The sequence below is a fragment of the Paenarthrobacter sp. NPDC089322 genome (genome assembly GCF_040684895.1).
Classification (GTDB): Bacteria; Actinomycetota; Actinomycetes; order Actinomycetales; family Micrococcaceae; genus Arthrobacter.
The window spans coordinates 1-24,618 of record NZ_JBFBGW010000022.1; the positions used below are offsets into that span (position 1 = coordinate 1).

Below are 24,618 nucleotides of genomic sequence, written 5' to 3' on the forward strand. Positions count from 1 at the left end.
GTTCCCTTCGTGGTGGAACTCCCCCAGGGTTTGCTGAGCACGGTGTTGTACGGACTGCCCACCCGCCGACTCTGGGTCCGACTTTTAGTTGATCGGCGTTGGCGGCTGCTGACCGCCGAGCACGGCGAGGGCGTTGTCCGCTGCAAGTACTGCCATTGCGGTGCGTGTTTCCACAGTGGCGGAGCCCAGGTGGGGCACGAGTGCCACGTTCTCGAGCTCAAGCAGCCAGGGGTGGACCTTGGGTTCTTGCTCGAAGACGTCCAAGCCTGCACCGGCGATCTGTCCCTCGCGCAAAGCCAGCGCCAGCGCGGCTTCGTCAACGATGGGTCCGCGGGCGGTGTTGACCAGGTATGCGGTGTCCTTCATAGCTGCGAGTTGTTCGGCGCCGATCAGATGATGCGTGTTCGGCCCGTACGGGCAGTGGAGCGATACGACGTCGGAGACGGCCAGCAGTTCGTCGAGTTCAACCCTGCGGGCGCCCAGTTCCGCGGCGATGGCGGGATCGATTTCACTGCGGGACTGGTAGACGATCTCCATGCCGAAGGCCTTGGCGCGGCGTGCCGTGGCCTGACCGATGCCGCCCATGCCCACCACGCCGAGGGTCTTGCCTTGCAGGCTCGAGCCGAGCAGGAAGAACATGCCCCACTTCCACGCCTGGCCGGCGCGGATGAGGCGTTCGCCCTCGCCGAGGCGCCGGGTTGCCATGAGGATAAGTCCGAAGGCGATGTCCGCGGTGGCTTCGGTGAGCACTCCGGGAGTGTTGGTGGCGGTGATGCCGCGTTCGGTGCAGGCGGGAACGTCGATGTTGTCGTAGCCGACGGCGACGTTCGCCACGACCTTCAGCTGTGGGCCGGCGGCGTCGAGCAGTTCGGCGTCGACGCGTTCGGTGAGGAGGCTGACGATCGCGTCGGCTCCGGCCATGCGGCGGAGGAGTTCTTCGCGGCTGATTGATTCGGAACCTTCCCAGGCGTCAACGTCGTGGGAAGCGCGGAGCTTTTCGAGTGCGGCTTCGGGGATGCGTCCCGTGACGACTACGCGGCTCATGCGGTTTCGATCCATTCACGCAGGCGGCCCAGGCCTTCACGGATGGCGTCGGCCTCGATGCCGGAGTAGGCCAAGCGGATGTACTGCCGGTCTTCGCCCGGCAGGCGGCGGCCGAAGTGTTCGCGGGTACAGAAGGACACACCGGTCTTGTAGAGGGCGTCGGAGGCAAAATCGCCGACGGCGGTGTAACCCAGACGCTGCATGGCTTCCGTTACGTCGGGGAACAGGTAGAAGGTGGACTGCGGAACAGCCACGCTCATGCCCGGGATCGCGTTGACGATCTCGCAGGCGGCGTCGCGGCGGCCCTTGAGGATGTCGAGCATCTGCTGGACCGGTTCCTGCGGTCCGCGGAGCGCTTCGATGCCTGCCCACTGGACGTAGTGGGTGGTGCAAGACTCGTCGTTGGTGTTCAGGGTGGACAGGACCTGGGCGATCTCGCGCGGGGCAACAGCACAGCCCAGGCGGGACCCGGTCATGGCGAACTTCTTGCTGAACGTGTACAGGATCACCGTGCGCTCGGCCATGCCGGGCAGGGAGGCGATGGAGCTGGAGACGCCCTCGTAACGGGTCTCGAAGTAGGCCTCATCGGAAAGTACCCAGAGGTCGTGCTCGATCGCGATCTGGGCGATCGCCTCACGCTCGGCCGCAGTGGACTCGGCGGAAATGGGGTTCTGCAGGTCGTTGTAGATGATGGCTGCAGTGTTGGGGGTAATGGACGCCCGGACCTGGTCCAGGTCAATCGCGAAGCCCTTGGACGTGGGCACGTAGCGGTACGGAACAGCGGTGCCGCCAAGGTATTCGATCTGCGACTCGTAGATCGGGAATCCGGGGTTGGGGTAGAGCACTTCCTGGCGCGGGTTCATCACCGCCTGAAGGAACTTGGTGATCACGGGCTTGCCGCCGGTCATGACAACGACGTTCTCGGGGGAGAACTCGATGCCACGCCGTGATCCCAGGTCCTCTGCCAGGGCTTCCCGGAGTTGGGGAATGCCCGGGCCCGGGCAGTAGCCCGTGTAGCCGTCGGCGATGGCCTTGTTCATTGCCTCAACGATGTGCGGGGCCGTGGGGATATTGATGTCGCCAAGATGGAAGGGATACACCAGGTTCCCCTTCGCCTTCCAGGCAGCCGCGGCCTGCGCGACGCTGAAAGCAGTTTCCGTTCCCAGGCGTTCGAGCCGGTGTGCGAGTTTCTGCATGTGCTGATTAACTCCTCGTCGAGTACACAATCGATCTGCTTACCAGCTCTAGTATAAGACTAATATATTAGAGTTCGGAAGATGATCGGCGTCTGAAGTTTCAGCGATGTGAACCAGTGGACAGCGCTGAGCGCGTCAATGACGGAAGATGCCCGACGTCGTCGGGGAAACGGGCCTACGCCGCCCGGGCGATCGCGCCCTCGGAATCCGGCCGATCGACAGGCCCTGCTAAGGCTAAAAATCCACCTCAAGCAAGGTGCGTGACAGCAGGACTGCGCGGTCCGTCAGCGCTTCCAGTTCGGCGTCATTGGACTCGGGTGACGCCCACCGGGTGGCCCCTTCCAGTAATGTCATGACCACTTTGACCCGTTCCTCCGCCTGGGGAATTCCCATGTCCACTGCGGCGGCAACGTACATCTGCTGATGCAGGTCAACCCAGTCGTCAACCTGTGCGCGGAGTTCGCGGGGGAGGACGTTCGCCATCCTGTCCGTGGCAACCAGCAGGTCCCAAAGATTGCTTTCCGGCAGCCGCACCTGCCGCGTGAAGTGGAGCCTGACCATGCAATCCCAGAATTCCCCGGCAGACTGCGCGTGGTCAACGGCTTCCAGGAGTGCCACTCCGAAGCGGTGGAAGTGCCAGCGCAGCGATTCCGCCACGATCTCGTCCCTGCCGCCCGGAAAATGCGAGTAGAGGCTGGGCGGTTTGATGCTTACTGCGTTGGCGATGGTCCGCATCGAAACAGAATTGAAGCCATTGGCAATGGCAAGCTCCAGGAACGCCTCGAGGATGTGCTGGCGCGAGGCCTTTTGGCCTGCCCAATCCCACTCTTCCATGCGCTGAGCGAAGGTGTCGCGGGCTTCCTTGTAGGACGTGCTGCTCATGGTTTGACCCTAACAGGAAACCTACAAAAAACCCTTGGCTAACGACCATTAGTTAGGTACTCTGAAAGAGGCGCGAAGCAGCACCAGTTGGTTCCGCCATACGAGTGCCTTGAGCAGGAAGGGGCGGATCATGAACGCCGAAGATTCGGGTCGGGGGACCAGCGGTAACAACATCATCCTTGGCAGTGGACTCTCGGGCATGGTTGCGGCCTATATCAGCGCCAGGGCGCTGGAAGACGACGCAGCCCGCAAGGACAACTGGCAGGCGCAGCAGGCTTTCAAGCCCGTCGGCCAAAGCCGGCGAAGCAAGTGGTTCGCCTCCCGCCGCGGTGGTACCGCCGTCGTCTCCTAGATTTTCCAGGATCCTCCAGAAAGAACCATCCATCATGGCCTCCGCAGAAGTGCTTTCCCCTTGGCCGCATGAATCCCTGCGCCAAACAGACCGTGTGCGCGAACTCTTCCTGATGCAACCCCACGCCGACCTGACCGGGATCCGGCCCATCGTGGCGCGTTCCTGGTACAGAAGCCGGGCCGCCGGTGTTGACGCCGTGGCAGATCGAGGATTTTTCGATGAGGGACGCGTTGACGAGTACACCATCCACGCAGCAGGTCCGCATCTGCAGAAACTGGATGAGGTAGCTGCAGACCTGGGCGGATACGTAAGCCTGACTGCGCCCAACGGAGTCTTGGTCAAAGCGAACTTCCTGCGGGACGACGGCTTCCCCGCGGGCTATTCACTCCTGGAAGAAAGCTGCGGCAGCAACGGTGAAGGCCTCGCGCTGGAAGAGGGCCGCGGGGTTTGGCTCGCCCCGGAAGAGCACTTCCGCGAGGACATGCGGGGGAACTGGTGCTTTGCTTCACTGGTCCGGGACCCATTCCACAACAGGGTCAGGGCCGTCATAGGGCTGACGCTCCCCGCCAACCGGGTTTCCACGCTGGAACCCTCCTCCACGCTACTGATGCTTGAGGGCGTCGCCTCGCGGATCGAACGCGATATCGAGGTGCGGACGTCCTCCAGGGAACGGGCGCTGCTCAGCGAGTACTTGAGGGTCTCCCGCCGCAGGGGGAACCGTGCTGTCATAGCGTTCGATGGCAAGAACTCCCTCCTGAATGCCTCGGCAACGGCATCTTTGGAGGACAGCGATTTCTCGATCATTTCCGGGTATGCCAAAGCCGTGATGTCCTCCGGCCGGGAAATGAACTGCGAGGTTTCGCTGCAGGGCCCCGGTGTCTCAACCCTTGAAGTCTCACCAGTCACCCTGTCGGCAGCCAACGTCGGGGCGGTCGTTGTCGTCCGGCCACACCAGCCTGCCAAGGAGCGCACCTCTGAAGTCCGGACTTTGCCACTGAAGCCGGAGTTATCGTTGCCGGACACCGCGGACCGTCTGATGAAGCACCTGGACGGGACGAGCACGGAATTCAAGCGAACCCTGAATCTGGCCCGAAAAGCCGTTGACCAGGATCGCTCCGTGGTAGTGCTCGGTGAGCTGGGCAGTGGGAAGCGCCGACTGGCTGGAGCCATCGCCGCCTTGCGTGGGTCGGAGATGGTGGTAGATGCCAGGAGCGGTGCACTGAGGAGTCCCCAACTCCGGGACATCATTCACCGCGTATCCACTGATCTGCCATCAACACTGATCGTTGAGCACGCGGACGAGCTCTCCCAAAACGAGGCGGCCGAGCTGACGTCCAACCTCCGGGGCAACTCGTCCACCAAGGTGGTCTTCACCATCACGCGTCCCACCGATGCCACACTGCTTCTCTCCGAAGCGTTCGACGTCCTGGAAATCTCCGTGGCACCCCTGCGCAACAGGAGGGAAGACATCCCGCAACTCGCCAACGCCATAGCGGAGGAACTGGGGGACCGCAGGCTGTCCCGTCGGCTGATCACCACACTCACGCATGCCGACTGGCCCAGGAACATCGATCAGCTGCGGGCAGTGGTGTCCAATGCCGTTGAACGGGCAGACGGCGCCGAAGTGACGATGGATGATCTTCCGCAGGGCTTCCACCGGGTTCTGACCAAGGGCCGCCTGTCACGACTGGAAGACGCCGAACTCAGCGAACTCCGTACCGCGCTCCAGGAAGCCAACGGCAACCGCAGCCTTGCGGCAGAAACCCTCCAAATCGGCCGATCCACCCTCTACCGCCGGATGGACTACTTCCGTAGCCGGGGATTCGACCTCTAGTTCCATACGAAGTGAAGCAGCCGGCCACCATGGTGGCCGGCTGCTTTGGGGTGCCGGATCCCGTTTCCTGATGCGTGGGACAGTGTCCCGCGCGGGTGTCTCGATCTGGCACGGATGGCACTTCCTGTATCGCGTTCTACTTGAAATCACCCGGACACCGGCACCCTCCCAGGAACTGCTTGGCAGAGGACGGGGGTACGACACGAACAGGACGACGACTATGACCCGCGATGCCCAGGGAACCATTCTTGTGGCCCCCCATCACTTTCCGAACCTCGACCGCGAGCACGCGCTCGCCGAGGAGTTCGGCTACGCACTCAACCCGGCGGCGGACGCGGAAGCGTTCCGCAAGGCACTTCCCGAGGCCGACATTGTGATGATCACCCCCTACGCGAAACTCACCGCCGCTGACTTCCCGGTGATGTCCAAATGCCAGGCGGTCATCAGGTACGGAATCGGCTACGACAACATCGACGTTGCCGCAGCCACCCAAGCCGGAATTCCCGTCTCAATCGTCCCGGGAACAGCTTCGGAGGAAGTTGCCTCTCACGCATTCGCCATGGGCCTTGCCTTGGCCCGGCGGTTACCGGCCGGCAACGCTTCGATCCGCGACCTCGGCTGGGCCGGAACCATCGGCTACGACACCCCGGTACTGTCCGAGCTTGAAGTCGGTGTCCTTGGCATGGGGCGCATCGGCCAGCACGTGGCGAGGATGTACCAGGCCGTCGGCGCCCGTGTCCGGGCCTACGATCCGTTCGTCACCGAAAGCTTCGTGGAGCTGACCGACCTGGAAGACATTTTGGAAAACTCCGACGTCGTTTCGCTGCACCTGCCGCTGAACGACGAGACGGCGAACCTCGTCTCAGCAGACGTTCTGGCCCGGATGCGCAAGGGCGCAGTGGTAGTCAACGTGTCGCGCGGTGGCCTCATTGACGAAGCCGCGCTCGCCGAGGCCCTGGCGTCGGGGCACATCGCCGGCGCCGGCATCGACACGTTCGCGCAGGAACCGCTGGCCGCCGAACACCCCCTGCGCTCAGCACCCAACACCATCCTCACTCCGCACATCGCGTGGCGTTCCAACCGGTCAACGGGAGCCCTGCAGGACGGCGCTGTGGAGCGGGTCCGCCTTGCGCTGACCGGCCAGCCGCTCATCGACCTCGTGAACTGAAAAGACTTGAGAACTGAGAAGACTGGAGAACTCGAATTGGGAACAACCAACCATCTGCAAGACCCTGCACAGCTAAGTCCTGCGGAGGACCCGCATCTGCGCCGCGGCCCTCGCGGTTTCCCGTTGCTGCCAGGCGGTTACGGGCGGTCAACCTACTACACGGGAGCGCCGAGCCCCTACGCCATCAAGGGCGAGGGTTACCGGGTGTGGGATGACCGCGGCCGCGAACTGATTGACGCGAACAACAACTTCACCTCCCTGATCCACGGGAACGCACACCCCGAAATTACCGAGGCCGCAACCAAGGCACTCACCTCCGGCGCGAGCTGGGGCATTCCGAACCTCTATGAGTGGGACCTGGCAGAGCTGCTGCTGTCCCGTCTGCCCGACCTTGACCAAGTCCGTTTCGCGAACTCCGGCACCGAAGCCGTTATGTCTGCGATCCGCATCGCCCGTGCCAGCACCGGCCGTGAGCGCGTTATCGTCACCAAAGGCGGTTACCACGGAACGTCGGAGGTGGCCCTGGTCCCGGGAGGACCGTCCTACCAGCGCGGCGTCACCCGCGGCGTCATCGACGACGTCACTGCGGTGCCGCTGAACGACGTCGAATTCCTGCGCCAGGCGGTCGAATCCGCTCCGGACGCCTACGCCGCCATCATCCTGGACCTCCTGCCCAACCGTGCAGGCCTCCTCACCATCAACGAGGAATTCGTCCGGACGGCCCGGGAACTCGCCACCCGGTACGGGATTGTCCTGATCATCGACGAAGTGATCAGCCTGCGTCTTGGCTACAACGGCTTCAGCGGCGAATACGGGGTTGCCCCGGATCTGCTGACAACCGGCAAGCTCATCGGTGGCGGTTTCCCCGTGGGCGCGGTCTGCGGGAAGGCCGAACTCATGGCCGAGGTGGACCCGACCCGGCCGGGTAGCCTGCCGCATGGCGGTACCTTCTCGGGGAATCCCGTCAGCATGGCCGCGGGTGCAGTTGCGCTGCGCCTCTACTCGCAGGAGGAAGTAAAGCGGCTGAACCACCTGGGAGATTCCGCAAGGGACACCGTCAACTCCAGGATTGCCGACGCTGGCTGGGAGATCCGCGGCCGGGGTTCGCTGCTCCGCGCGGTTCCTGCCGGAGCGGAGAAGGTGGACGAGCACATCCAACACCAGTTGTGGTGGGCGTCGTACGAACGGGGGCTGCTCGGATCTCCTGCCAACCTGCTGTCCCTCTCCACACCCATGGACGAGAAAGTGGTGGGAGACATCGCGGACCGCCTGGCCGATGCTGTGCTGGCGGTCGCCGCGCAGGCTCCCGCAAAGGCTGCGCAGGCTCCTGCAACGGCTGCCCAGGCTCCCGCAACGGAAGGCGGCAAGTAACCATGAAGATCGTTTCCTATGAACACGAATCCGATATTCGGGGCGGCGTCCTGATCGAAGGCGAGGTCTATGACCTGGAACTTCTCCTTCAAAGCTCGAAGGAGGCCGTGCACGGTGCAACCACGTCCGTCCGCGAATTCCTTGCGCTCTACGGCGACCGGATCGGAGCGATTTCGGCCGAGATCAGCACGCTGGCCGGCCAGGACCCCGAAGCCCACGTGGGTGCACGGGCCGATATCCGCCTGACCACACCCGTGCCTAACCCGTCCAAAGTGCTCTGCATCGGGCTGAATTACAAGGACCACGTGGCAGAAACCGGCCGTGCTTTCCCTGAGTACCCGGACGTCTTCGCCAAGTTCGCGTCCACCATGGTGGGTCCCGAGGACGAGATCGGCGGGGCGAAAGTCAGCGAAAACCTCGACTTCGAGGGTGAACTGGCCGTGGTCATCGGGCGGAAGGCCAGTGAGGTCACGGAGGAGGAAGCACTGGACTATGTCGCCGCGCTCGCTCCGCTGAACGACGTCACAGCACGGGACCTTCAATATCGCGGAACGCAGTGGCTGGCGGGCAAGGCTGTTGACGGTTCAACCCCGTGGGGTCCTGCGTTGGTCACCTTGGATGAAGTCGGCGATCCCCAAACCCTGGACCTGGCCACGCGCGTGAATGGCATTGAAGTACAGCGCTCCAACACGAGCTACCAGATCTTCCCCATCGCCCGGATCGTCTCCTACCTCTCGAGCTTCCTCACGCTCGAACCGGGCGACGTCATTGCCACGGGAACCCCGCAAGGCATCGGTGCCAAGCGGAATCCGCCGGTCTGGCTGGAGCCGGGGGACACGGTGGAAATCGAGATCGAAAAGGTCGGGCTGCTCCGCAACACGGTGGGCAAACCCCAGCTCTAATTCCCTGCAAGCTCAACGAAAGTAATGAAGACCCATGAGTGAAGTACAGACACAACCAGATGAGGCCAGGTACCGCATCGCGGTGGACACCGGCGGTACGTTTACCGACGTCGTGGTCGACTCCAACAACGGCGACATGGCCGTGGGCAAGGCGCTGACCACCTACGATCGCGTGTTCACCGGCTTCGAAGCCTCCGTCCGCCGTGCGGCGGAATCCGTCGGGTGGAGCGGCGACGATGTTCTGCGCAACGCAGACGTCATTGTTTACGGCACCACCCACGCAACCAACGCAGTGCTCACCGGCAAGGTGGCCAAGACCGCACTGCTGACCACCGAAGGTTTCGCGGACACCCTGCTGCTCCGCGAAGGTGGCCGCCGTGACGCCTTCGATTCCAAGGCTGCCTACCCGCCGCCTTACATCCCGCGCCACCTGACGTTCGAGATTACGGAGCGCATGTCCGCAGAGGGCGATGTGCTTGTCCAGCTCGACGAAGAGCAGGTCCGCAACGTCCTGGGTTCCTTCAAGGAACAGGGCATCGAAGCTGTTGCAGTCTCCTTCCTGTGGTCGATCATCAACGACGCGCATGAAAAGCGGGTTGCGGAGCTCATCCGGGAGATCCTGCCCGGCGTCCCCTACACGCTCTCAAACGAGGCCAACCCCACCATCCGCGAATACCGCCGTTCGTCGGCGGCTTCGATCGACGCTTCCCTGAAGCCGCTGATGGCCGACCACCTTGGCAAGCTCCGCTCGGACCTCCAGGAGTACGGCTTCGCCGGCGACCTCCTGGTGGTCACCTCCGAAGGTGCCGTGCTCGACGTCGTCGATGTCCTGGACCGTCCGGTCCTGCTGCTGAACTCCGGACCGTCCATGGCACCGCTGGTAGGCGCGGCTGCCGCTCCGGATCGCGACACGGTGGTTGTCTGCGACATGGGCGGCACCACGTTCGACGTATCCCTGGTTGAAGAAGGCGTTGTCCGCCACACCCGCGAGGCCTGGCTGGGGGAGCCTTTCGTAGGGCACCTCACCGGCCTGTCCTCCGTTGCGGTGTCCAGCATCGGCGCCGGCGGCGGCAGCATCGCATGGATCGACGGCGGCGGCTTGCTTCGTGTGGGTCCGCAAAGCGCCCGCAGCACTCCCGGTCCGGCAGCCTATGGCCGCGGCGGCGAAGAACCGACGGTCACCGATGCCTGCGTGGCACTGGGCTACCTTGATGCCGATGGCTTCGAGGGCGGGTTCACGCTGGACCGCGAGGCTGCAGTCCGGGCCATCGATACCCGGATCGCCGGACCCCTCAACATGGGCACTTTGCAAGCAGCTCAGGCCATCCTGGACGTTTCGGCGAACCACATGGCCACGGCCATCCGCCAGGCTTCGCTGGAACAGGGCGTGGACCCTCGCGGTGCCTTGATTGTTGCCGGCGGTGGCGCCGGCGCCATGGTCGCGGCCGCGATCGGCGTCCTGCTTGAAGCCGACACCGTCCTGATTCCTGCGACCGCGGGTGTGCTGGCCGCCTACGGCGCCCACCGTGCTCCCATTGCTACGGAGTTCCTCTCGCCGCTGCACAACGACACGCGCAGTTTCGACGCCGGTTCGGCCTCCCGGGCGGTGCAGGACCTGACGGCCAAGGCCGAGGTCTTCGCCAAGCGCTTCGACGGTGTTGGGGAGGAGCCCAACGTCACCTACTTCGTGGATGCCCGCTACCCGGGCCAGGCCTGGGACCTGCGGGTCTACCTGGACGCCGCACCTGACACTTCCGGTGACGCGGCCGGAATCATCGAGCGTGCGTTCCACGAAGAGCACGACCGCCGCAACGGCACACACGATCCCGACAGCCGTGTGGAAATCATCACCTGGGGCGTCCGGGTGGAGATCCCGCGGCCGGAACACACCAAGGACGAGACCGCAGTCTCCGGCACCGCTGAAATCCACCGCACCGATGACATCGTCTTCGGCGGCGAACCCTTCAGTACCCAGCGCTACCGTGGCGTCACACTCGCTCCACGCGACAAGATCGTCGGTCCGGCCGTCATAGACCAGCCCACCACCACCATCGTCGTGCCCCCGGAGTGGGACGCCACGCTCGATGAACGATCCAACATCTACCTCACCCGTAAGGAGGCGTAACCGTGACCCGCGAATTCGATCCCGTAAAGCTCTCGGTACTTGCCAACGCATTCGACGGCATTGTCCGCGAGATGACCAGCGGCCTGCTCCGCTCCGCCCGCTCATCCGTCATCAACACGGCGCGCGACTTCTCCTGTGCCGTGCTGACCGCGGACAACCAGCTCCTTGCCGCTGCCGAAGGTGTCCCGGTGCACGTCTTCGGTGCAGGCCCGCTGGGCGAGGACATGGTTGAGCTGCACAAAGACATCAAGGAAGGCGACGCGTTCCTGCACAACGACCCCTACATGGGCAACTCCCATGCTGCGGACCACGTGATCCTGGTGCCGATCTTCATCCAGGGCCGCCACCTTTTCACTGCCGTGACCAAGGCCCACCAGGCCGACTGCGGCAATTCGCTTCCCACCACGTTCTTCGCCACCGCCCGGGATGTGTACGAGGAAGGTGCACTGATCTTCCCGTGCGTGCGGATCCAGCGCGACTACACAGACATCGACGACATCATCCGCATGTGCCGGTCCCGCATCCGTGTGCCCGACCAGTGGTACGGCGACTACCTGGCCTCCGTCGGTGCCTCGCGCATCGCCGAGCGACGCATCCACGAACTCGCCGAGAAGTTCGGCGTGGATGACCTGGTGGACTTCGTGGACGCTTGGTTCGACTACTCCGAACGCCTCACCGCCAGCGCAATCGAAACGTTGCCGGAGTACGTCCTCCACGGCACCTCCTCCCACGATCCCTTCCCCGGTACAGGCCCGGACGGCGTGCACCTGCAGGCAACCCTCGAGGTGAAGCCCAAGCAGGGCAAGATCGTCATTGACCTGCGCGACAACCCGGACAACCTGCCCAACGGCCTGAACCTCACCAAGGCAACAGCCACGGGTGCCGCACTGGCCGGCATCCTCTCCGGCATCCCGGAGAACCTGCCGAGCAACGCCGGAACCTTCCGCCGCGTGGAGGTGCTGCTGCGCGACGGCTGCGCCGTTGGTGTTCCCAAGCACCCGTACTCATGCTCATCGGGAACCACCAACCTTGCAGACCGGGTCGTCAACATCGTCCAGGCCGCTTTCTCCCAGATCGACGACGGATACGGCACCGCTGAAGGCGCCGCCGGTCAGGCGCCCGCCAAGTCGGTCATCTCAGGTACCGACGAACGTAACGGCAACGCCTATGTGAACCAGATCCTTGTAGGCGGCGTCGGCGGTCCGGCCACCCCGTACGTCGATGGCTGGCCCACCTATCAGCGCCCCGTGTGCGGCGCGCTCCTCTACCACGACAGCGTGGAAGTGGATGAGCAGCGGTACCCGATCCTGGTCCACGAACGCACCTTGGTTGCCGACTCCGGCGGAGCCGGTCGCCAGCGCGGTGGGCTCGCCACGCGCGTCACCATGGAACCCCGTGGCGAGAGCGTCACCCTCACCTACGGCATCGAAGGCAAAATCAACCCGCCGAAGGGTGTCCGTGGCGGTCACGACGGCGCCGAGCCTTCCACCTGGGTGGAAGACCTCAAGACCGGCGAACGCCGTGAGATCCCGGTAGTCGGCCGCTACGACCTGCAGGCAGGCGAGAAGGTCGTATCCATCACGCCCGGTGGTGGCGGCTACGGCGACCCGCTGGAGCGCGACGTCCTGGCTGTGCTCGACGACTACCGCGAGTCCCGGGTCACGGTCGAGGCTGCGGCCGCCGACTACGGCGTGGTCATCACCAACGGTGCCGTGGACGAAGCAGCCACGGCGAAAGCCCGCCAAGAGCGCCTGGCCGGCTAGCTTCCACTAGCCATCGCAACTCATCCCGGGGCGAGGTATTCTCGCCCCGGGATGTTCCAACAATCATTAACGGAGATTCACATGGAACCCATTCGAGTCGGCATTATCGGCGTCGGAAACGTCCTCAATCAGTACCTGGACAAGATCGGCGTCCACCCCGACGTGGACATCGTGGCGCTCGCGGATGTGAACCCCGAGGCCGTGCGGAAGCGTGCTGCCGAGTACGACGTTCCCAAAGCCCTTACGCCCGACGAGCTGCTGGCGGATGACGAGGTGGAGCTGGTCCTCAACCTCACGCCGCCCAAGCTTCATGCGCCGGTCACGCTCCAGGCGATCGCGGCCGGCAAGCATGTCCTCTCGGAGAAGCCCTTCGCGACCTCCCTCGAGGAAGCCAAACAGATCCTGGACGCAGCGCGGGAAGCCGGAGTGAAGGTAGGTTCCGCGCCCACAACGTTCCTGGGTTCCGGCATGCAGACCAGCCGCAAGCTCATCGACGACGGCTGGATCGGCAGGCCGGTGGCAGCCTTCGCTTCCTTCGCGTGCAGGGGCTATGAGCACTGGCACCCGAACGTGGATCCCTTCTACAGCCCCGGTGCAGGTCCCATGCTGGACATTGGACCGTACCTGATCACCAATCTTGTGAACTTCTTCGGCCCCGTGAAGAGGGTCTCCGCCACGGCACCACGCTCGTCCGAGACCCGGCCCCGACCGGGCCAGGAGGGGGAAGTCATCCAGATCCAGACCCCGACCCACGTCACGGGGACCATTGACTTTGAGTCCGGCGCTGCTGCCACCGTGATCGTCAGCTGGGATGTCTGGAACCACAACCTGCCGCACCTTGAGGTCTACGGCACCGGCGGCTCGCTGGCCGCGCCGAACCCCGACCACTTCTCCGGCGCCCCCGTGCTGCGCCGCGGCGAGCCGGGTGACCTCGCGCTGGACATGACCCCTCCCGGCGGCGGTGATTGGCGTGAAACGCCCATCACGCACCGTGACGACGCCTACCGCGGCATTGGCCTGGCGGAGTTCGGCCACGCCATCCGCAATGGACTGGAGCCACGGACCGGCGGCGACTTCGCCTACCACGTGCTGGAAGTCCTCCTGGCCTTCGAGGCGTCCTCGGAGCAGGGCAAGCACATAGAGATCGAAAGCACGTGCGAGCGGCCCCGGCCGCTGCCCTCGGTTGGCCCGCAAGAGCCCTACCGATTCGACTAGGGGCAAAGCAAAACAGCAGCCGACGGCGGTACACAAGTGCCGCCGTCGGCTGCTGTTTTGTTGTGTCCCGGCTTGGGTAGCCCCCGTCCCAAACTGGGACACAACTTTGCTTCTCCCCGGTGAAAACCTGAAGTTCGGGCGAATCGGTTTGCAAGTGCCGACGCACCTACGAATTTAGGAGAACGCATGACTAGCACAGCCGCCGCTGATATCGGCACGGAGGTCAAGATCGCAGCCGATCAAAAGGCCGTCCGTCGCCGCACTGTCGCGCAAGCAATCGTCGAATACCTTCAGGTCCAGTACAGCGAACTGGACGGTGAAAAACGGCGCTTGATCGCCGGCATGTACGGCATTTTTGGGCACGGCAACTCCGTGGGCCTGGCCCAGGGCATCGACGAATACGGTGTGGACTTCCCGCACTACCAAGGCAAGAACGAACAGTCGATGGTCCACGCGGCCATCGGTTTCGCCAAGGCCTCCAACCGTGCCGCCACCTTGGCCTGCACCGCCTCGGCCGGACCCGGATCCACCAACATGGTCTCCGGTGCCGCCACGGCCACCACCAACCGCCTCCCGGTGCTGCTGTTCCCTGCCGATATCATCAACAACAGATTCGGTGACCCCGTGCTGCAGCAGATCGAACACCCCGTGGAACGCGACGTGTCCGCCAACGACTGCTTCCGCCCGGTCAGCCGCTACTTTGACCGCATCACCCACCCGGCGCAGCTGCTGTCCACCCTGCCGGAGGCCATGCGGGTCCTGACCGATCCCGTGGAAACCGGTGCCGTGGTGGTGTGCCTGCCGCAGGACATCCAAGGCGCCGAATTCGAATTCCCGGAGTCCTTCTTCACCCCGCGCACCTGGCACATCCGGCGTCGCCCGGCTGTGGAGGACGAGATCCGCGACGCGGCAGAAATCATCCGCAACGCCAAGCGCCCCCTGCTGATCGCCGGTGGCGGCGTCCGCTACTCCAAGGCGCAGGAAGAACTGGCACGCTTCAGCGCCGAGTTCGGCGTCCCGGTCTCCGAAACCTACGCCGGCAAGGGCAGCGGGCCCATCAGCGAACTCAACCTCGGGGCGCTGGGCGTGACCGGCACCGTGGGTGCCAACGAGATCGCCGACGGCGCGGATGTTGTCATCACCGTGGGCTCCCGCCTGCAGGACTTCATCACTGCCTCACACTCGCTGTTCCAGAACCCTGACGTGAAGTTCGTGAACCTCAACGTCGGCTCGTTCGACGCTCACAAGATGGGTTCGTTCCCTGTGATCGGCGACGCCAAGCTGAACCTGGCAGCCCTGCGGGAGCGGCTTGCCGCCGTCGGATACTCGACGTCGGACGAGTTCCGCAGCGACATCGCGGACGCGCGCAAGGCCACGCTGGAAGTGCGCAAGCACGACCTCCAGGCCTTCCCGGGCGAACTGATGAGCCAGGCGCAGGTGATCGACGTGCTCAACCAGCGCACCACCAGCGAGGATGCCTTGATCCTGGGCTCCGGCGGCGTCGTCGAAGGCATCCACAAGGCATGGGACCCGTCCAACGGCACAGAAATCCACTTCGAGTACGCGAACTCCTGCATGGGCCACGAGATTCCCGCCGGCCTCGGCTACCGTTTGGCTCGTCCTGATGCGCCGGGCGAGGTATATGTCCTGATCGGTGACGGTACCTATTTCATGCAGCCCACAGAACTGGTGACGGCTGTGCAGGAACGCAAGAAGATCATCACGATTGTGATCGACAACCGCGGACACCAGTGCATCTGGCCCCTCCAGGTTGCCAAGGGTGGTCCGGGCCGCGAATTCGGCACCCAGTACCGTGAGCGCAGCAAAGAGTCCGGTCGACTGGACGGGGCGATCCTCGACTTCGACATCGCCGCCAACGCGGCCAGCATGGGCTGTGCTGCCTGGTCCACGACGACGATCGAGGAGTTCTCTGCCGCCCTCACCGAGGCGAAGGAGGTCGAAGGTCCTGCGGTGATCGTGGCCCGTGTGGAGCCTTGGCGCTACCTTTCCGGCAACGGCGCCTTCTGGGACGTTGGAGCTCCGATGACCTCCGAGCGACCCGCCACCCAGGAGGGTATCGTCAAGCACCTCAAGGGCCGTGAGCGTCAGCGCTTCTACGCTGCCACCACCGCACCTGAAACGCGCTAAGCGCACCGGGCGGGACCGCTCCATCCGGCGGTCCCGCCCGCCTCTGTTACGGGATTTATTACCAAGGAGCATTCATCATGAGCGCATTTGCCGTTACTGATCCGGCTACCGGAACCATCCATGCCGAGTACCCCGCAGCCACCGATGCAGAGGTGGAGGCCGGACTTAGCGCAGCCCAGAAGACCTACCAGGAGTGGTCCCGCAGCACCACGGTGGCCGAACGGGCAGCCCTGGCCAAGCGACTGGCTGACCTGTTTGTTGAGCGCAAAGACAAGCTTGCCGCCATCATCAACCGTGAAATGGGCAAGCCACTGCAGCAGGCTGTTGGCGAGGCGGAGTTCTCCGGCTCCATCGCAGCCGCTTTCGCCGAACACGCGGAAGAGTGGCTCGCGGACGAGGAACTGGAGGTAGCGGACGGCCTCCGGACCTTCTTCCGATACCAGGGCCTCGGCGTCATCCTGGGCATCATGCCGTGGAACTACCCGTACTACCAGGTGGCACGGTTCGCGATCCCCAACATCATTCTGGGCAACACGGTGATCGTCCGTCACGCGAGCCAATGTCCGGAATCGGCGTTGGCGCTGGAGGAACTCTTCCGCGATGCAGGTTTCCCGGAGGGCGCTTATGTCAACCTGTTCGCTACCCACCAGCAGATATCGACCATGATCGCGGACGACCGCGTGCAGGGTGTCTCGCTGACCGGCTCCGAACAGGTGGGAGCGATTGTTGCCGAGCAGGCCGGACGCGCGCTGAAGAAGTGCGTGCTGGAACTTGGCGGCGCAGACGTATTCCTGGTGCTTGATACCAACGATGTGGACCTCGCGGTGAAGAAGGCCGTGATGGGCCGCATGGGCAACACGGGCCAGTCGTGCAACGGTTCCAAGAGGATCGTGGTGCTGGACAAGTACTTCGACGAATTCTCGGCGAAGTTCAAGGCCGCCATCGCCGGCCAGTCCTACGAAAATGGTGACTTCGGCCCGATGTCCTCGGATTCGGCAACCAAGTTCCTGGCCTCCCAGGTTCAAGGGGCACTGGACCAGGGCGCGGAGATCCTGGTGGGCAACAACCAGCCCCAGGGCAACGTGTTCACCCCGACGGTGATCACCAACATCACCCCGTCCATGGACGTTTTCAGCGAGGAACTGTTCGGTCCCGTGGCCCAGCTGTACAAGGTCAGTAGCGACGAGGAAGCGATCAAGCTCGCAAATTCCTCGCCGTATGGCCTTGGTTCCGTGGTAATTTGCGACGACGCTGAGCGCGCCGAGCGCGTCGGAAACCAGCTCGACGTCGGCATGGTCTTCGTGGGTGCCTACGACCTCAGCGGTGCGGACGTGCCGTTCGGTGGCGTCAAGAAGTCCGGTTACGGCCGTGAACTGGGCAAGGTGGGCATGCTGGAATTCGCCAACAAGAAGCTGTTCCGTTTCGCCAAGTAGGCAGCGCCTGAGACGAGAAGGAGGCCGGATCATCGCGATCCGGCCTCCTTTCTGGCTTTTAGCAGCGGGCTGCCCTATTGCTCCTGCTCTGCGTACGGCATAGTGCCGGCCTCCATCGCCGCCAGTTGCAGCGCAAGCAGTTTGGAGTAGAACCTGCCATCGCCGATGCCGAGGGAAACCATGAACCACAGCTGCTCCACGCCCGTCCGTCGCCATAGGCGGCCGTATTCGCGGTCCGCCCCCACCTTGGCGAACTCTCCGACCCGGTCAGCGATGTCATCGCCGAGGACTTGGCGGACCACGGACGGAGCACCCTGGTAGCCGGTGGCGAACACCACCAAGTCAGCATCCAGGGTGCGGTCGCCGTCCAGCAGGACGCCGTTGGGGGTGAGGCCCTCCACGCTGCCATGGCGGAGCTTGATGGTTCCATCGATGATCAGTTCGGAAGCGCCGGCGTTGTAGTAATAGCCGGTTCCGTTAAGGCCAAAAATCAATCCGAGAACGCCCTGTCCGTCCGGGCCGTCGCTCAGTTCGAAACCGGCTTCGACCAAGCCGTCCAACAATTCCCGGTCCATCGCCTTGATCAACTCCACGTGCTTCGGACCGTGCGCAGGGAGTGCTCCAAAAGGCGTTGAAGCGTTGAGGAGGTCGGCCTCTTCGGTGCTGTACTTTCCGCTGACGTGATTTGCATGCATCACCTTGTGGAAAGTGGAGGTGTTCATGACAAAGGTTCCGGACCGCTGGATCATGGTGACGTCCACGCCGTGCTCGGCCAGGTCCTGCGCAATGTCGTGCCCGCTGACTCCGGAGCCCACAACCACGGCACGCTTCCCTCGCCATTCTGCGTGGCCCTTGTAGTCCACGGCGTGCATGACAGTGCCTTGGAAGTCCGAACGTCCGGGTACTTCAGGGATGTTCGGTGCAGCGTTCATCCCGGTGGCGAAAACCAGATGCCTGGGGTTGATCCTGCGGCGCTTTCCTTGCCGCTTGATGTCGACGATCCACCGGCGGGATGATTCGTCGAACTCCGCGCCCTCTACTGTGGTGGCGGTCCAGACGGCCAGATCCAGGAGTTTCGCGTAGCTCTCCAGGAAGTCGCCCAACTTGTCCTTGGGAGTGAACCGGGGCCACGTCGATGGGAACGGAAGATACGGCAAGTGGTCGGAAGCAAGCGGGGTATGGAGCGCCAGCGAGCTGTACCGCTTCCGCCAGTTGTCCCCAACGCGCTGGTTCGGTTCCAGAACCAAGGCCGGAATCCCGAGGGCCCCCAGGCGTGCTGCCAGCATGAGTCCGTTGTGCCCTGCGCCGAGGATCACAACGTCCGGCTCCTGCCGGGTGAACTCGGGGTCGAGTCCCTCCTGCCAGCCAGTGCGGTTCCGGACCGGCCCGTGGGTTTTTCCGCTCGGGCGGGCGTCAAGATGGCACTCCGGGTGGCTGTCCACGGCGTCGAGGGCAAGGACCAGGCTCGCCGCGAGCCAGGTTCCGTCGTCGTTCTGCTGAACGAGGCGGACGTGACCGAAACCGTTGCCTGCGCTGTTCCTGAACTGCAGGAAAGCGGAGATCGTGCCGGGATTTCCCTCCTCGACAAGCACCGATGCGTTGCCCGGCCGCACCTGGATCGACGTCGGCCGGTGTGCTGCCGGAACGGCGAGGATCGCGGAGATCTCCTGGTGTCCGATTGCATTGCGGAAATCCCAGGACAGGGCCAGGAGGTCACGGATAACGCCGTCGGGCAGGAAAAGCTCCGCGGCGGCGACGTTCTGGGAGGACAATGCGTTCGTGAACTGTCCAACCCATTCGTCCACGATCATGCGGGGTGTTGTGGTGGAGCCCGGCTCCCTTGCCGGGGCGATGGCTACATCAGTCATGAGTGCCGATTCCTTTGTGTGTGTCATGTGTATGGTCTCTTTCCCTGCTGGCGTCCCTTGACGAGCCGCCCGCATTACTGCGCGGTGTATCCGCCGTCGATCAGCAGGTCCGCCCCGGTGACGTAGCTGGCTTCGTCGCTCGCCAGGTACAGGACGCCATAGCTCACCTCGATGGGCTGGGCAGCCCGCTTCATGGGGGTAGCGTTGCTGAACTCGCGGTTGGACTCTTCGCCCTCTTCCACTGCCATGGGCGTCATCACGAGCCCCGGCGAAACGGAGTTGATACGCACTCCGCGGTGTGCGTATTCCATGGCAGCGGCACGGGTCATCATCTTCACGGCCCCTTTCGAGGCCTGGTAGGAGAAGCCTCCGGGGTTGCCGACGGTGCCGTTGATGGAGCACGTGTTGACGATTGCGCCGCCCCCGCTTCGCTCAATCGCTGGTGCACCATGCTTAAGGCCAAGAAAGACGCCCTGTTGGTTGATCGCGGTGGTCTTGGACCAGCCCTCCAGGCCTTCTTCCTCGACGGACTTCATGGTGCCGACGATTCCGGCGTTGTTGATCAGGATGTCGACGCGCCCCCAGCGTTCTTCGGCGGCAGCGATAACCGACTTCCACTCCTCCTCCGAGGTCACGTTCAGATGCAGGTACTGCACATCGTGACCCAAGTTTCGGAGATCACCGGCAACTGCCTCGCCTGTCTCGTCCAGCATGTCGGTGACAAGCACCGATGCGCCTTCTTGGGCAAAGAGGCGTGCATGCGACTCGCCCTGTCCTCTGGCGCCGCCCGTGATGATGGTTACCTTGCCTTGCACACGGCCCATGAGTGTCTCCTTTGGTTATGGATGATGTGAAGTGCTTCACGCTTGGGAAGACGTTACTGCCGCCATTTGACGGGATTTGTGTCAGAAGGAGACATTTTTCGCCTCGGCATCCGGGCCAGCATTGGGCAGAAGCGTGGCACTGAGCCGCGCCGGGATCAAAGGGGATCGACAGTGGGCATGCGGCTTGAAGGCAAAACGGCAATCGTCACCGGCGCAGCATCGGGGCAGGGCCTGGCGACAGTACGGGCTCTGGTAGGCGAGGGGGCCAATGTGGTGGCGGCAGACATTGATGAGGCCGGGCTGGATCGACTGGCAAAAGAGAAAGCGCAAATCGCCACACAGCGTTGTGACATGAGCAAATCCGCTGACGTGGAACGACTCGTTGCTACGGCAGAAGAGACATTCGGAGCAGTCCATGCCCTACTGAATTGCGCCGGATACCTGCGTGCGGCCTCAGTTCTGGAGACGAGTGACGAGGTCCTCGATCGGATCATCGATATCAACCTCAAGGGGGTGTTCTACGGCTGCAAATATGTCATCCCTGCACTGCGACGTGCCGGCGGGGGATCAATCGTGAACTGGGGCTCGGTCAACTCCATGGTGGCCGAACCGGACATCGCGGCGTATTCCGCCTCTAAGGGAGCGGTGCTGATGCTTACCAAATCGGTGGCTGTGGAATATGCCAAGGACAACATCAGGGCAAACTGTCTGTGTCCCGGCGGTGTCCGCACTCCCATGGTTGCCGGTTTTTTCGACGAGGAGTTCCTCAAGGACGAACAAGCACAGAGGGCCTACCAGCCCCTCGGTCTGATCAGCCCGGAGGAAGTAGCGGACGTCGCGGTGTTCCTGGTTTCGGACGAATCACGAAAAATGACGGGTTCAGCCGTCATAGTCGACGCGGGCTATACGGCGGTCTGAACAGATGTCTCACCTTGGGACAGTAGGCGCAGCCCTTGCTGCGTAATCTCGACAGGACCATCCCGCCAGTCGGGGCGCAAACAATCCATAGAGGAGCAATCACGCGATGACCATTGACCAGCAACAGGCCTTCGCAGCCCGAATGACGGAACAACGGCGCAGCCGCCACACAACAGTTCCCCACGTCATCGCGGGACAGAAATACTTCGAGGGCACGCTCCTGCAGCGGGAAGACCCCAGCAACCCCGGCTCGGTGGTCAGTGCTTGCCACGACGCGCCGACGGAACTCGTGGAGCTGGCTGTTCAGGCGAGCCGTGATGCCCAACGCGCATGGTCCCGGGTTCCGGCTGAACAGCGCATTGAACAGGTGCGTCGGGCCATTCCCTTTATCGAGGAGCGCATCGAAGAGTGGGCGGTCCGGGTGGCCCTTGAGATCGGCAAGCCCTACGCGGGTGCGCGGGCCGAAGGCGCAGAGGTTCTTGAAATCGTCCGGCAGTACGCCGATTACGCGTCGGCTGAAGGAGCCTTTGAGGATCAACGCGAAGACGATCCGTCGGGACTGGCCAACGAATCCGTGCTTCGGCCCTACGGCGTGTTCGGCGTCATCACACCGTTCAACTACCCGATTGTCCAAGCTGCAGGTCCTGCCGTTGCTGCATTGATCGCGGGCAACGGAGTGGTGGTCAAGACATCGCACGATGGTCCGTGGTCCGGGCACGCCGTATATGAGCTCTGCGAGGCAATGGGACTCCCTCAGGGATTGGTGAACGTGGTCCATGGAGGCGATGGTCCAGGACGGGCGTTGGTCGCCTCGGATATCGACGGCATCTGCTTCACGGGTTCGGTTGCCGTAGGGAAGTCGATCCTGCGGGACTTCGCCTCCGGTCCGTATCCGCGCCCCGTCATTGCCGAAATGGGCGGCAAGAATCCGGTCATTGTCACTGATACGGCTGATCTGGAACTGGCCGCCGACGGCATCGTCTTCTCGGCATTCGACCTCAGTGGGCAAAAGTGCAGCGCGCTGTCCCGGGTGTTGGTTACCCCTTCCGCCCACGACAAACTGGTGGAACTCGTCGGGGAAAGGGTAAGGGACCTGAAGGCCGGCGACCCCGTGGATGCAGGTGTGTTCGCGGGTCCCGTCGTTTCTGCCGAGGCCGTGGATCGCTACGCCGGACTGCTGGCAACGGCCCGCGGTGAAGAATTCCACGTGGAGACCGGCAAGGCCCAGGATGGTGGCTACTTTGTTCCGGCCACCGTGGTTTCGGGAGTGCCGGCAACCCATCGCTTGGCAACCAAGGAGCACTTCCTGCCCTTCCTGACCATCAGCAAGGTGCCCACCTTCGAAGCGGCCTTGGCCGAGGCAAACAACACAGAAATGGGTCTGACGGCGGGAATCTACACCGGCGACGAGGGCGAGGCAAGGGAGTTCCTTGACTGCATCGAGGCCGGCTGCGTGGACGTGAACGTCCCCGGCCATGCCACCACCGGGTGGTGGCCCGGACCGCAGACCTTTGGTGGCTGGAAGGCGAGCGGTACCACCGGGAAACAAACACTCGGGAAGTGGTACTTCCAGCTGTTCGGCCGCCAGCAGGCGCGGAAACTACCCGCTCACCTGCAGCACCTGCTCCAGCACTGACATCAGCCCAGCCACCATCGGGAAAGAAGGCACTGGCATGGCTTCGAAGGACGTTTCATGGCTCCCTACGGCTTCTTCGCTGCGTGTGGGCGGGAAACCCAACGCAGAGATCCAGTTGCTCAGGGAACGTTTCCTGACAGAACCCGGGGCGACGGACCTGAGCAGCCTGAGGCCGGTCATTGCCAGATCCTGGCAACGGAGCCTGGCCTGCAATGTAACGGCATCGTCGCCCTTTCCGGAGGCTGCTGTCCATCAGGCCGACGAGCAGCTGCTCGCTGCTGCCGAACCCGTCCTGACCGAACTCGAACGCTTGTGCAGCGACTCCGGTGGACTGGTGGTGCTTACTGATGCCGAAGGCACATTGGCCGTCTTCCGTGGAGATGCCACGGAACGCCGGAAGGCGGAGCTGTTGTTTCCGAGCCTGGGAGCGCAGATGGCAGAGGACCTGATTGGAACAAACTCCGACGGAACTGTCCTTGAGGAAGGCGAAGCGGTGCAGGTCTGGGGGGCCGAGCACTTCAATGAAGGGCTCCAGAACAGCTACTGCACGTCTGCTCCCATCCGTGATCCGATACGTCGCTCCGTAAGGGGTGTCCTGGGCTTGATGTTGCCCGAGAAGCTGGCGCGCAACACGGACCCCGGCTCTGTTCTCCTGACGGTCCATGGCGCCGCCGCGGACATCACCAGGAGGCTGGCAGAACGGCTCGCGGCGCGGGAGCAGGCGCTGATGTCCGAATATCTCAAGGAGATCCGGAAACGCGGGGCCGACGCTGTGGTGGCGATGGATGAGCGCACCACCATCGCAAGCCGGAGTGCCTTGCGCATGCTGGATCCCAGCGATTTCGCGGTACTCGCGGCCTTGGCACGGGAGGCCGAACAGCGCGACGGCTTGTCCCAGCACCGCCTGAATGTCAGCACTGGCAGGGAGGTGCAACTTCACATCCGGCCCATGGACTTCCGCGAACCAGGATCGGGGGGAGCGTCCGTGATGCGCGTCCAGGTGCCGTCCGCCACGCACGGTGTGCGGGCGGCGCCAACTGCCCGCGAACCCCAAGCGCAGTTCGACGGGATGGTTGGAACCAGCCGGGCATTCAAGAGGGCTCTTGGGGCTGCGGCCGCAGCGGTGAGCAGGCGGATGCCGGCTCACATCATCGGCGAACAAGGCAGCGGCAAGCGAACTTTGGCGGAGGCTATGGCCGGGCGGCTGTCGGGGGAGGTGCGAGTATTCGACTTCACTCAAAGGCCTGCCCGGGCAACCGTTGACGACGTCGATGCGGCCCTTGAGCAGGGGGCAGCGGTCATTCTCCACAGGGCAGACAAGTGCCCCCCGCATTTCCTGGAGGACTTGGGAGCCCTGCTCCACGTCCTGGAGCAACCCCAACTTATCCTGACAGCGGGCGCAGTCAGCGATGATCTCCTGCCGGTGCTGTCTGCGTTGAGAGGCATTGAGGTTGGGATGCCACCCCTGCGTGACCGGCGCGAAGACATCGTCGGGTTGGCGTCGCATTTGTTAAGGAGGGCAGTCGGCAGGGAAGTCCGCATGTCACCGAAGCTGCGGGATGCACTGGTAGCCGCGGACTGGCCGGGCAACGTGCGGCAACTTCGCGACCTGGTTGAATCCGCTGCCTCGCGGTCCTTGAGCGGGGAACTGCACCTGTCCGACTTGAATGCGGTACAACTCCGCGGACTGGGCACCATGCCGCTTACCCGTTTGGAAGAAGCGGAACTCCAGCAGCTCAGGGCCGCGCTCGCCGAGGCGTCAGGCAACCGCGTGCGGGCTGCTGCGCTGCTGGGGATCGGCAGATCCACCCTCTACCGCAAGATCGAGTCATATGAAGCCAAGGGTTTTGATCTGGCCCTGGGCTGATGTCCCTTCCCGCGACCCATGGTCGGGAATGCATCATCCTGGCACAGTTCCCGTGTCGTTCGAAGATCACAA

The 24,618-nt window shown here is 63.6% G+C and carries 18 protein-coding genes; 13 read left to right on the forward strand and 5 right to left on the reverse strand.

What is annotated here, in order from left to right:
• Nucleotides 1-84: 84 nt before the first annotated feature.
• The 3 genes from AB0N65_RS17820 to AB0N65_RS17830 all read right to left on the reverse strand — a co-directional run bounded on the left by AB0N65_RS17820 (nt 85) and on the right by AB0N65_RS17830 (nt 3,122).
• Nucleotides 85-1,044, reverse strand: coding sequence for a D-glycerate dehydrogenase (locus AB0N65_RS17820; RefSeq protein WP_364164621.1), 960 nt, complete (start codon nt 1,042-1,044; stop codon nt 85-87).
• Complete coding sequence (locus tag AB0N65_RS17825; protein ID WP_364164624.1) at nt 1,041-2,240, reverse strand: aminotransferase class I/II-fold pyridoxal phosphate-dependent enzyme; 1,200 nt, start codon at nt 2,238-2,240, stop codon at nt 1,041-1,043. Before AB0N65_RS17825 ends, AB0N65_RS17820 begins: the two co-directional genes overlap by 4 nt.
• A gap of 234 nt (nt 2,241-2,474) precedes the next feature.
• Nucleotides 2,475-3,122, reverse strand: coding sequence for a TetR/AcrR family transcriptional regulator (locus AB0N65_RS17830; protein ID WP_364164627.1), 648 nt, complete (start codon nt 3,120-3,122; stop codon nt 2,475-2,477).
• A 130-nt stretch (nt 3,123-3,252) separates the two neighbouring features.
• Between AB0N65_RS17830 and AB0N65_RS17835 the strand changes: the two genes are divergently transcribed.
• The 10 genes from AB0N65_RS17835 (at nt 3,253) to AB0N65_RS17880 (ending at nt 17,433) form a co-directional block, all read left to right on the forward strand.
• Complete coding sequence (locus AB0N65_RS17835; RefSeq protein ID WP_364164630.1) at nt 3,253-3,474, forward strand: hypothetical protein; 222 nt, start codon at nt 3,253-3,255, stop codon at nt 3,472-3,474.
• Nucleotides 3,475-3,508: 34 nt separating this feature from the next.
• Nucleotides 3,509-5,308 (forward strand): helix-turn-helix domain-containing protein, encoded by a 1,800-nt coding sequence (locus AB0N65_RS17840; protein WP_364164633.1) that lies wholly within the window; start codon nt 3,509-3,511, stop codon nt 5,306-5,308.
• A 220-nt stretch (nt 5,309-5,528) separates the two neighbouring features.
• The gene (locus AB0N65_RS17845; protein WP_364164636.1) at nt 5,529-6,476 is read left to right on the forward strand and encodes a C-terminal binding protein; all 948 of its coding nucleotides are present in this window, start codon (nt 5,529-5,531) and stop codon (nt 6,474-6,476) included.
• A gap of 36 nt (nt 6,477-6,512) precedes the next feature.
• Nucleotides 6,513-7,847 carry an aminotransferase class III-fold pyridoxal phosphate-dependent enzyme gene (locus AB0N65_RS17850; protein WP_364164639.1) on the forward strand — a complete coding sequence of 445 codons (1,335 nt, stop codon included), beginning with the start codon at nt 6,513-6,515 and terminating at the stop codon, nt 7,845-7,847.
• Between the two features lie 2 nt (nt 7,848-7,849).
• Nucleotides 7,850-8,749 carry a fumarylacetoacetate hydrolase family protein gene (locus AB0N65_RS17855; protein WP_364164642.1) on the forward strand — a complete coding sequence of 300 codons (900 nt, stop codon included), beginning with the start codon at nt 7,850-7,852 and terminating at the stop codon, nt 8,747-8,749.
• 34 nt (nt 8,750-8,783) lie between these two features.
• The gene (locus AB0N65_RS17860; protein ID WP_364164645.1) at nt 8,784-10,874 is read left to right on the forward strand and encodes a hydantoinase/oxoprolinase family protein; all 2,091 of its coding nucleotides are present in this window, start codon (nt 8,784-8,786) and stop codon (nt 10,872-10,874) included.
• Between the two features lie 2 nt (nt 10,875-10,876).
• Nucleotides 10,877-12,637 carry a hydantoinase B/oxoprolinase family protein gene (locus tag AB0N65_RS17865; RefSeq protein WP_364164648.1) on the forward strand — a complete coding sequence of 587 codons (1,761 nt, stop codon included), beginning with the start codon at nt 10,877-10,879 and terminating at the stop codon, nt 12,635-12,637.
• A gap of 81 nt (nt 12,638-12,718) precedes the next feature.
• Nucleotides 12,719-13,852 carry a Gfo/Idh/MocA family oxidoreductase gene (locus tag AB0N65_RS17870; RefSeq protein ID WP_364164651.1) on the forward strand — a complete coding sequence of 378 codons (1,134 nt, stop codon included), beginning with the start codon at nt 12,719-12,721 and terminating at the stop codon, nt 13,850-13,852.
• Nucleotides 13,853-14,038: 186 nt separating this feature from the next.
• Nucleotides 14,039-16,000 (forward strand): 3D-(3,5/4)-trihydroxycyclohexane-1,2-dione acylhydrolase (decyclizing), encoded by a 1,962-nt coding sequence (gene iolD, locus AB0N65_RS17875; RefSeq protein WP_364164654.1) that lies wholly within the window; start codon nt 14,039-14,041, stop codon nt 15,998-16,000.
• A gap of 77 nt (nt 16,001-16,077) precedes the next feature.
• Nucleotides 16,078-17,433 (forward strand): aldehyde dehydrogenase family protein, encoded by a 1,356-nt coding sequence (locus tag AB0N65_RS17880; RefSeq protein WP_364164657.1) that lies wholly within the window; start codon nt 16,078-16,080, stop codon nt 17,431-17,433.
• Nucleotides 17,434-17,507: 74 nt separating this feature from the next.
• Here the strand turns inward: AB0N65_RS17880 and AB0N65_RS17885 are convergent, their stop codons facing one another.
• Both AB0N65_RS17885 and AB0N65_RS17890 read right to left on the reverse strand, forming a co-directional pair.
• Entirely contained in the window at nt 17,508-19,301 is a 1,794-nt protein-coding gene (locus tag AB0N65_RS17885; protein ID WP_364164660.1) for an NAD(P)/FAD-dependent oxidoreductase, read from the reverse strand.
• A 74-nt stretch (nt 19,302-19,375) separates the two neighbouring features.
• Nucleotides 19,376-20,125, reverse strand: a complete 750-nt coding sequence (locus AB0N65_RS17890; protein WP_364164663.1) for a glucose 1-dehydrogenase — start codon at nt 20,123-20,125, stop codon at nt 19,376-19,378.
• A gap of 177 nt (nt 20,126-20,302) precedes the next feature.
• Between AB0N65_RS17890 and AB0N65_RS17895 the strand changes: the two genes are divergently transcribed.
• The 3 genes from AB0N65_RS17895 to AB0N65_RS17905 all read left to right on the forward strand — a co-directional run bounded on the left by AB0N65_RS17895 (nt 20,303) and on the right by AB0N65_RS17905 (nt 24,546).
• Complete coding sequence (locus tag AB0N65_RS17895) at nt 20,303-21,043, forward strand: SDR family oxidoreductase (protein WP_364164838.1); 741 nt, start codon at nt 20,303-20,305, stop codon at nt 21,041-21,043.
• A 106-nt stretch (nt 21,044-21,149) separates the two neighbouring features.
• Nucleotides 21,150-22,679 (forward strand): aldehyde dehydrogenase family protein, encoded by a 1,530-nt coding sequence (locus AB0N65_RS17900; protein ID WP_364164666.1) that lies wholly within the window; start codon nt 21,150-21,152, stop codon nt 22,677-22,679.
• A gap of 37 nt (nt 22,680-22,716) precedes the next feature.
• Nucleotides 22,717-24,546 carry a helix-turn-helix domain-containing protein gene (locus AB0N65_RS17905; protein WP_364164668.1) on the forward strand — a complete coding sequence of 610 codons (1,830 nt, stop codon included), beginning with the start codon at nt 22,717-22,719 and terminating at the stop codon, nt 24,544-24,546.
• Nucleotides 24,547-24,618 lie beyond the last annotated feature (72 nt).

What these genes read in the sequence shown, in the direction of transcription:
- AB0N65_RS17820 (WP_364164621.1), bottom strand. Translation starts at nt 1,044, where the DNA reads ATGAGCCGCGTAGTCGTCACGGGACGCATCCCCGAAGCCGCACTCGAA.
- AB0N65_RS17825 (WP_364164624.1), bottom strand. Translation starts at nt 2,240, where the DNA reads ATGCAGAAACTCGCACACCGGCTCGAACGCCTGGGAACGGAAACTGCT.
- AB0N65_RS17830 (WP_364164627.1), bottom strand. Translation starts at nt 3,122, where the DNA reads ATGAGCAGCACGTCCTACAAGGAAGCCCGCGACACCTTCGCTCAGCGC.
- AB0N65_RS17835 (WP_364164630.1), top strand. Translation starts at nt 3,253, where the DNA reads ATGAACGCCGAAGATTCGGGTCGGGGGACCAGCGGTAACAACATCATC.
- AB0N65_RS17840 (WP_364164633.1), top strand. Translation starts at nt 3,509, where the DNA reads ATGGCCTCCGCAGAAGTGCTTTCCCCTTGGCCGCATGAATCCCTGCGC.
- AB0N65_RS17845 (WP_364164636.1), top strand. Translation starts at nt 5,529, where the DNA reads ATGACCCGCGATGCCCAGGGAACCATTCTTGTGGCCCCCCATCACTTT.
- AB0N65_RS17855 (WP_364164642.1), top strand. Translation starts at nt 7,850, where the DNA reads ATGAAGATCGTTTCCTATGAACACGAATCCGATATTCGGGGCGGCGTC.
- AB0N65_RS17860 (WP_364164645.1), top strand. Translation starts at nt 8,784, where the DNA reads ATGAGTGAAGTACAGACACAACCAGATGAGGCCAGGTACCGCATCGCG.
- AB0N65_RS17870 (WP_364164651.1), top strand. Translation starts at nt 12,719, where the DNA reads ATGGAACCCATTCGAGTCGGCATTATCGGCGTCGGAAACGTCCTCAAT.
- iolD (WP_364164654.1), top strand. Translation starts at nt 14,039, where the DNA reads ATGACTAGCACAGCCGCCGCTGATATCGGCACGGAGGTCAAGATCGCA.
- AB0N65_RS17880 (WP_364164657.1), top strand. Translation starts at nt 16,078, where the DNA reads ATGAGCGCATTTGCCGTTACTGATCCGGCTACCGGAACCATCCATGCC.
- AB0N65_RS17885 (WP_364164660.1), bottom strand. Translation starts at nt 19,301, where the DNA reads ATGACTGATGTAGCCATCGCCCCGGCAAGGGAGCCGGGCTCCACCACA.
- AB0N65_RS17890 (WP_364164663.1), bottom strand. Translation starts at nt 20,125, where the DNA reads ATGGGCCGTGTGCAAGGCAAGGTAACCATCATCACGGGCGGCGCCAGA.
- AB0N65_RS17895 (WP_364164838.1), top strand. Translation starts at nt 20,303, where the DNA reads ATGCGGCTTGAAGGCAAAACGGCAATCGTCACCGGCGCAGCATCGGGG.
- AB0N65_RS17900 (WP_364164666.1), top strand. Translation starts at nt 21,150, where the DNA reads ATGACCATTGACCAGCAACAGGCCTTCGCAGCCCGAATGACGGAACAA.
- AB0N65_RS17905 (WP_364164668.1), top strand. Translation starts at nt 22,717, where the DNA reads ATGGCTTCGAAGGACGTTTCATGGCTCCCTACGGCTTCTTCGCTGCGT.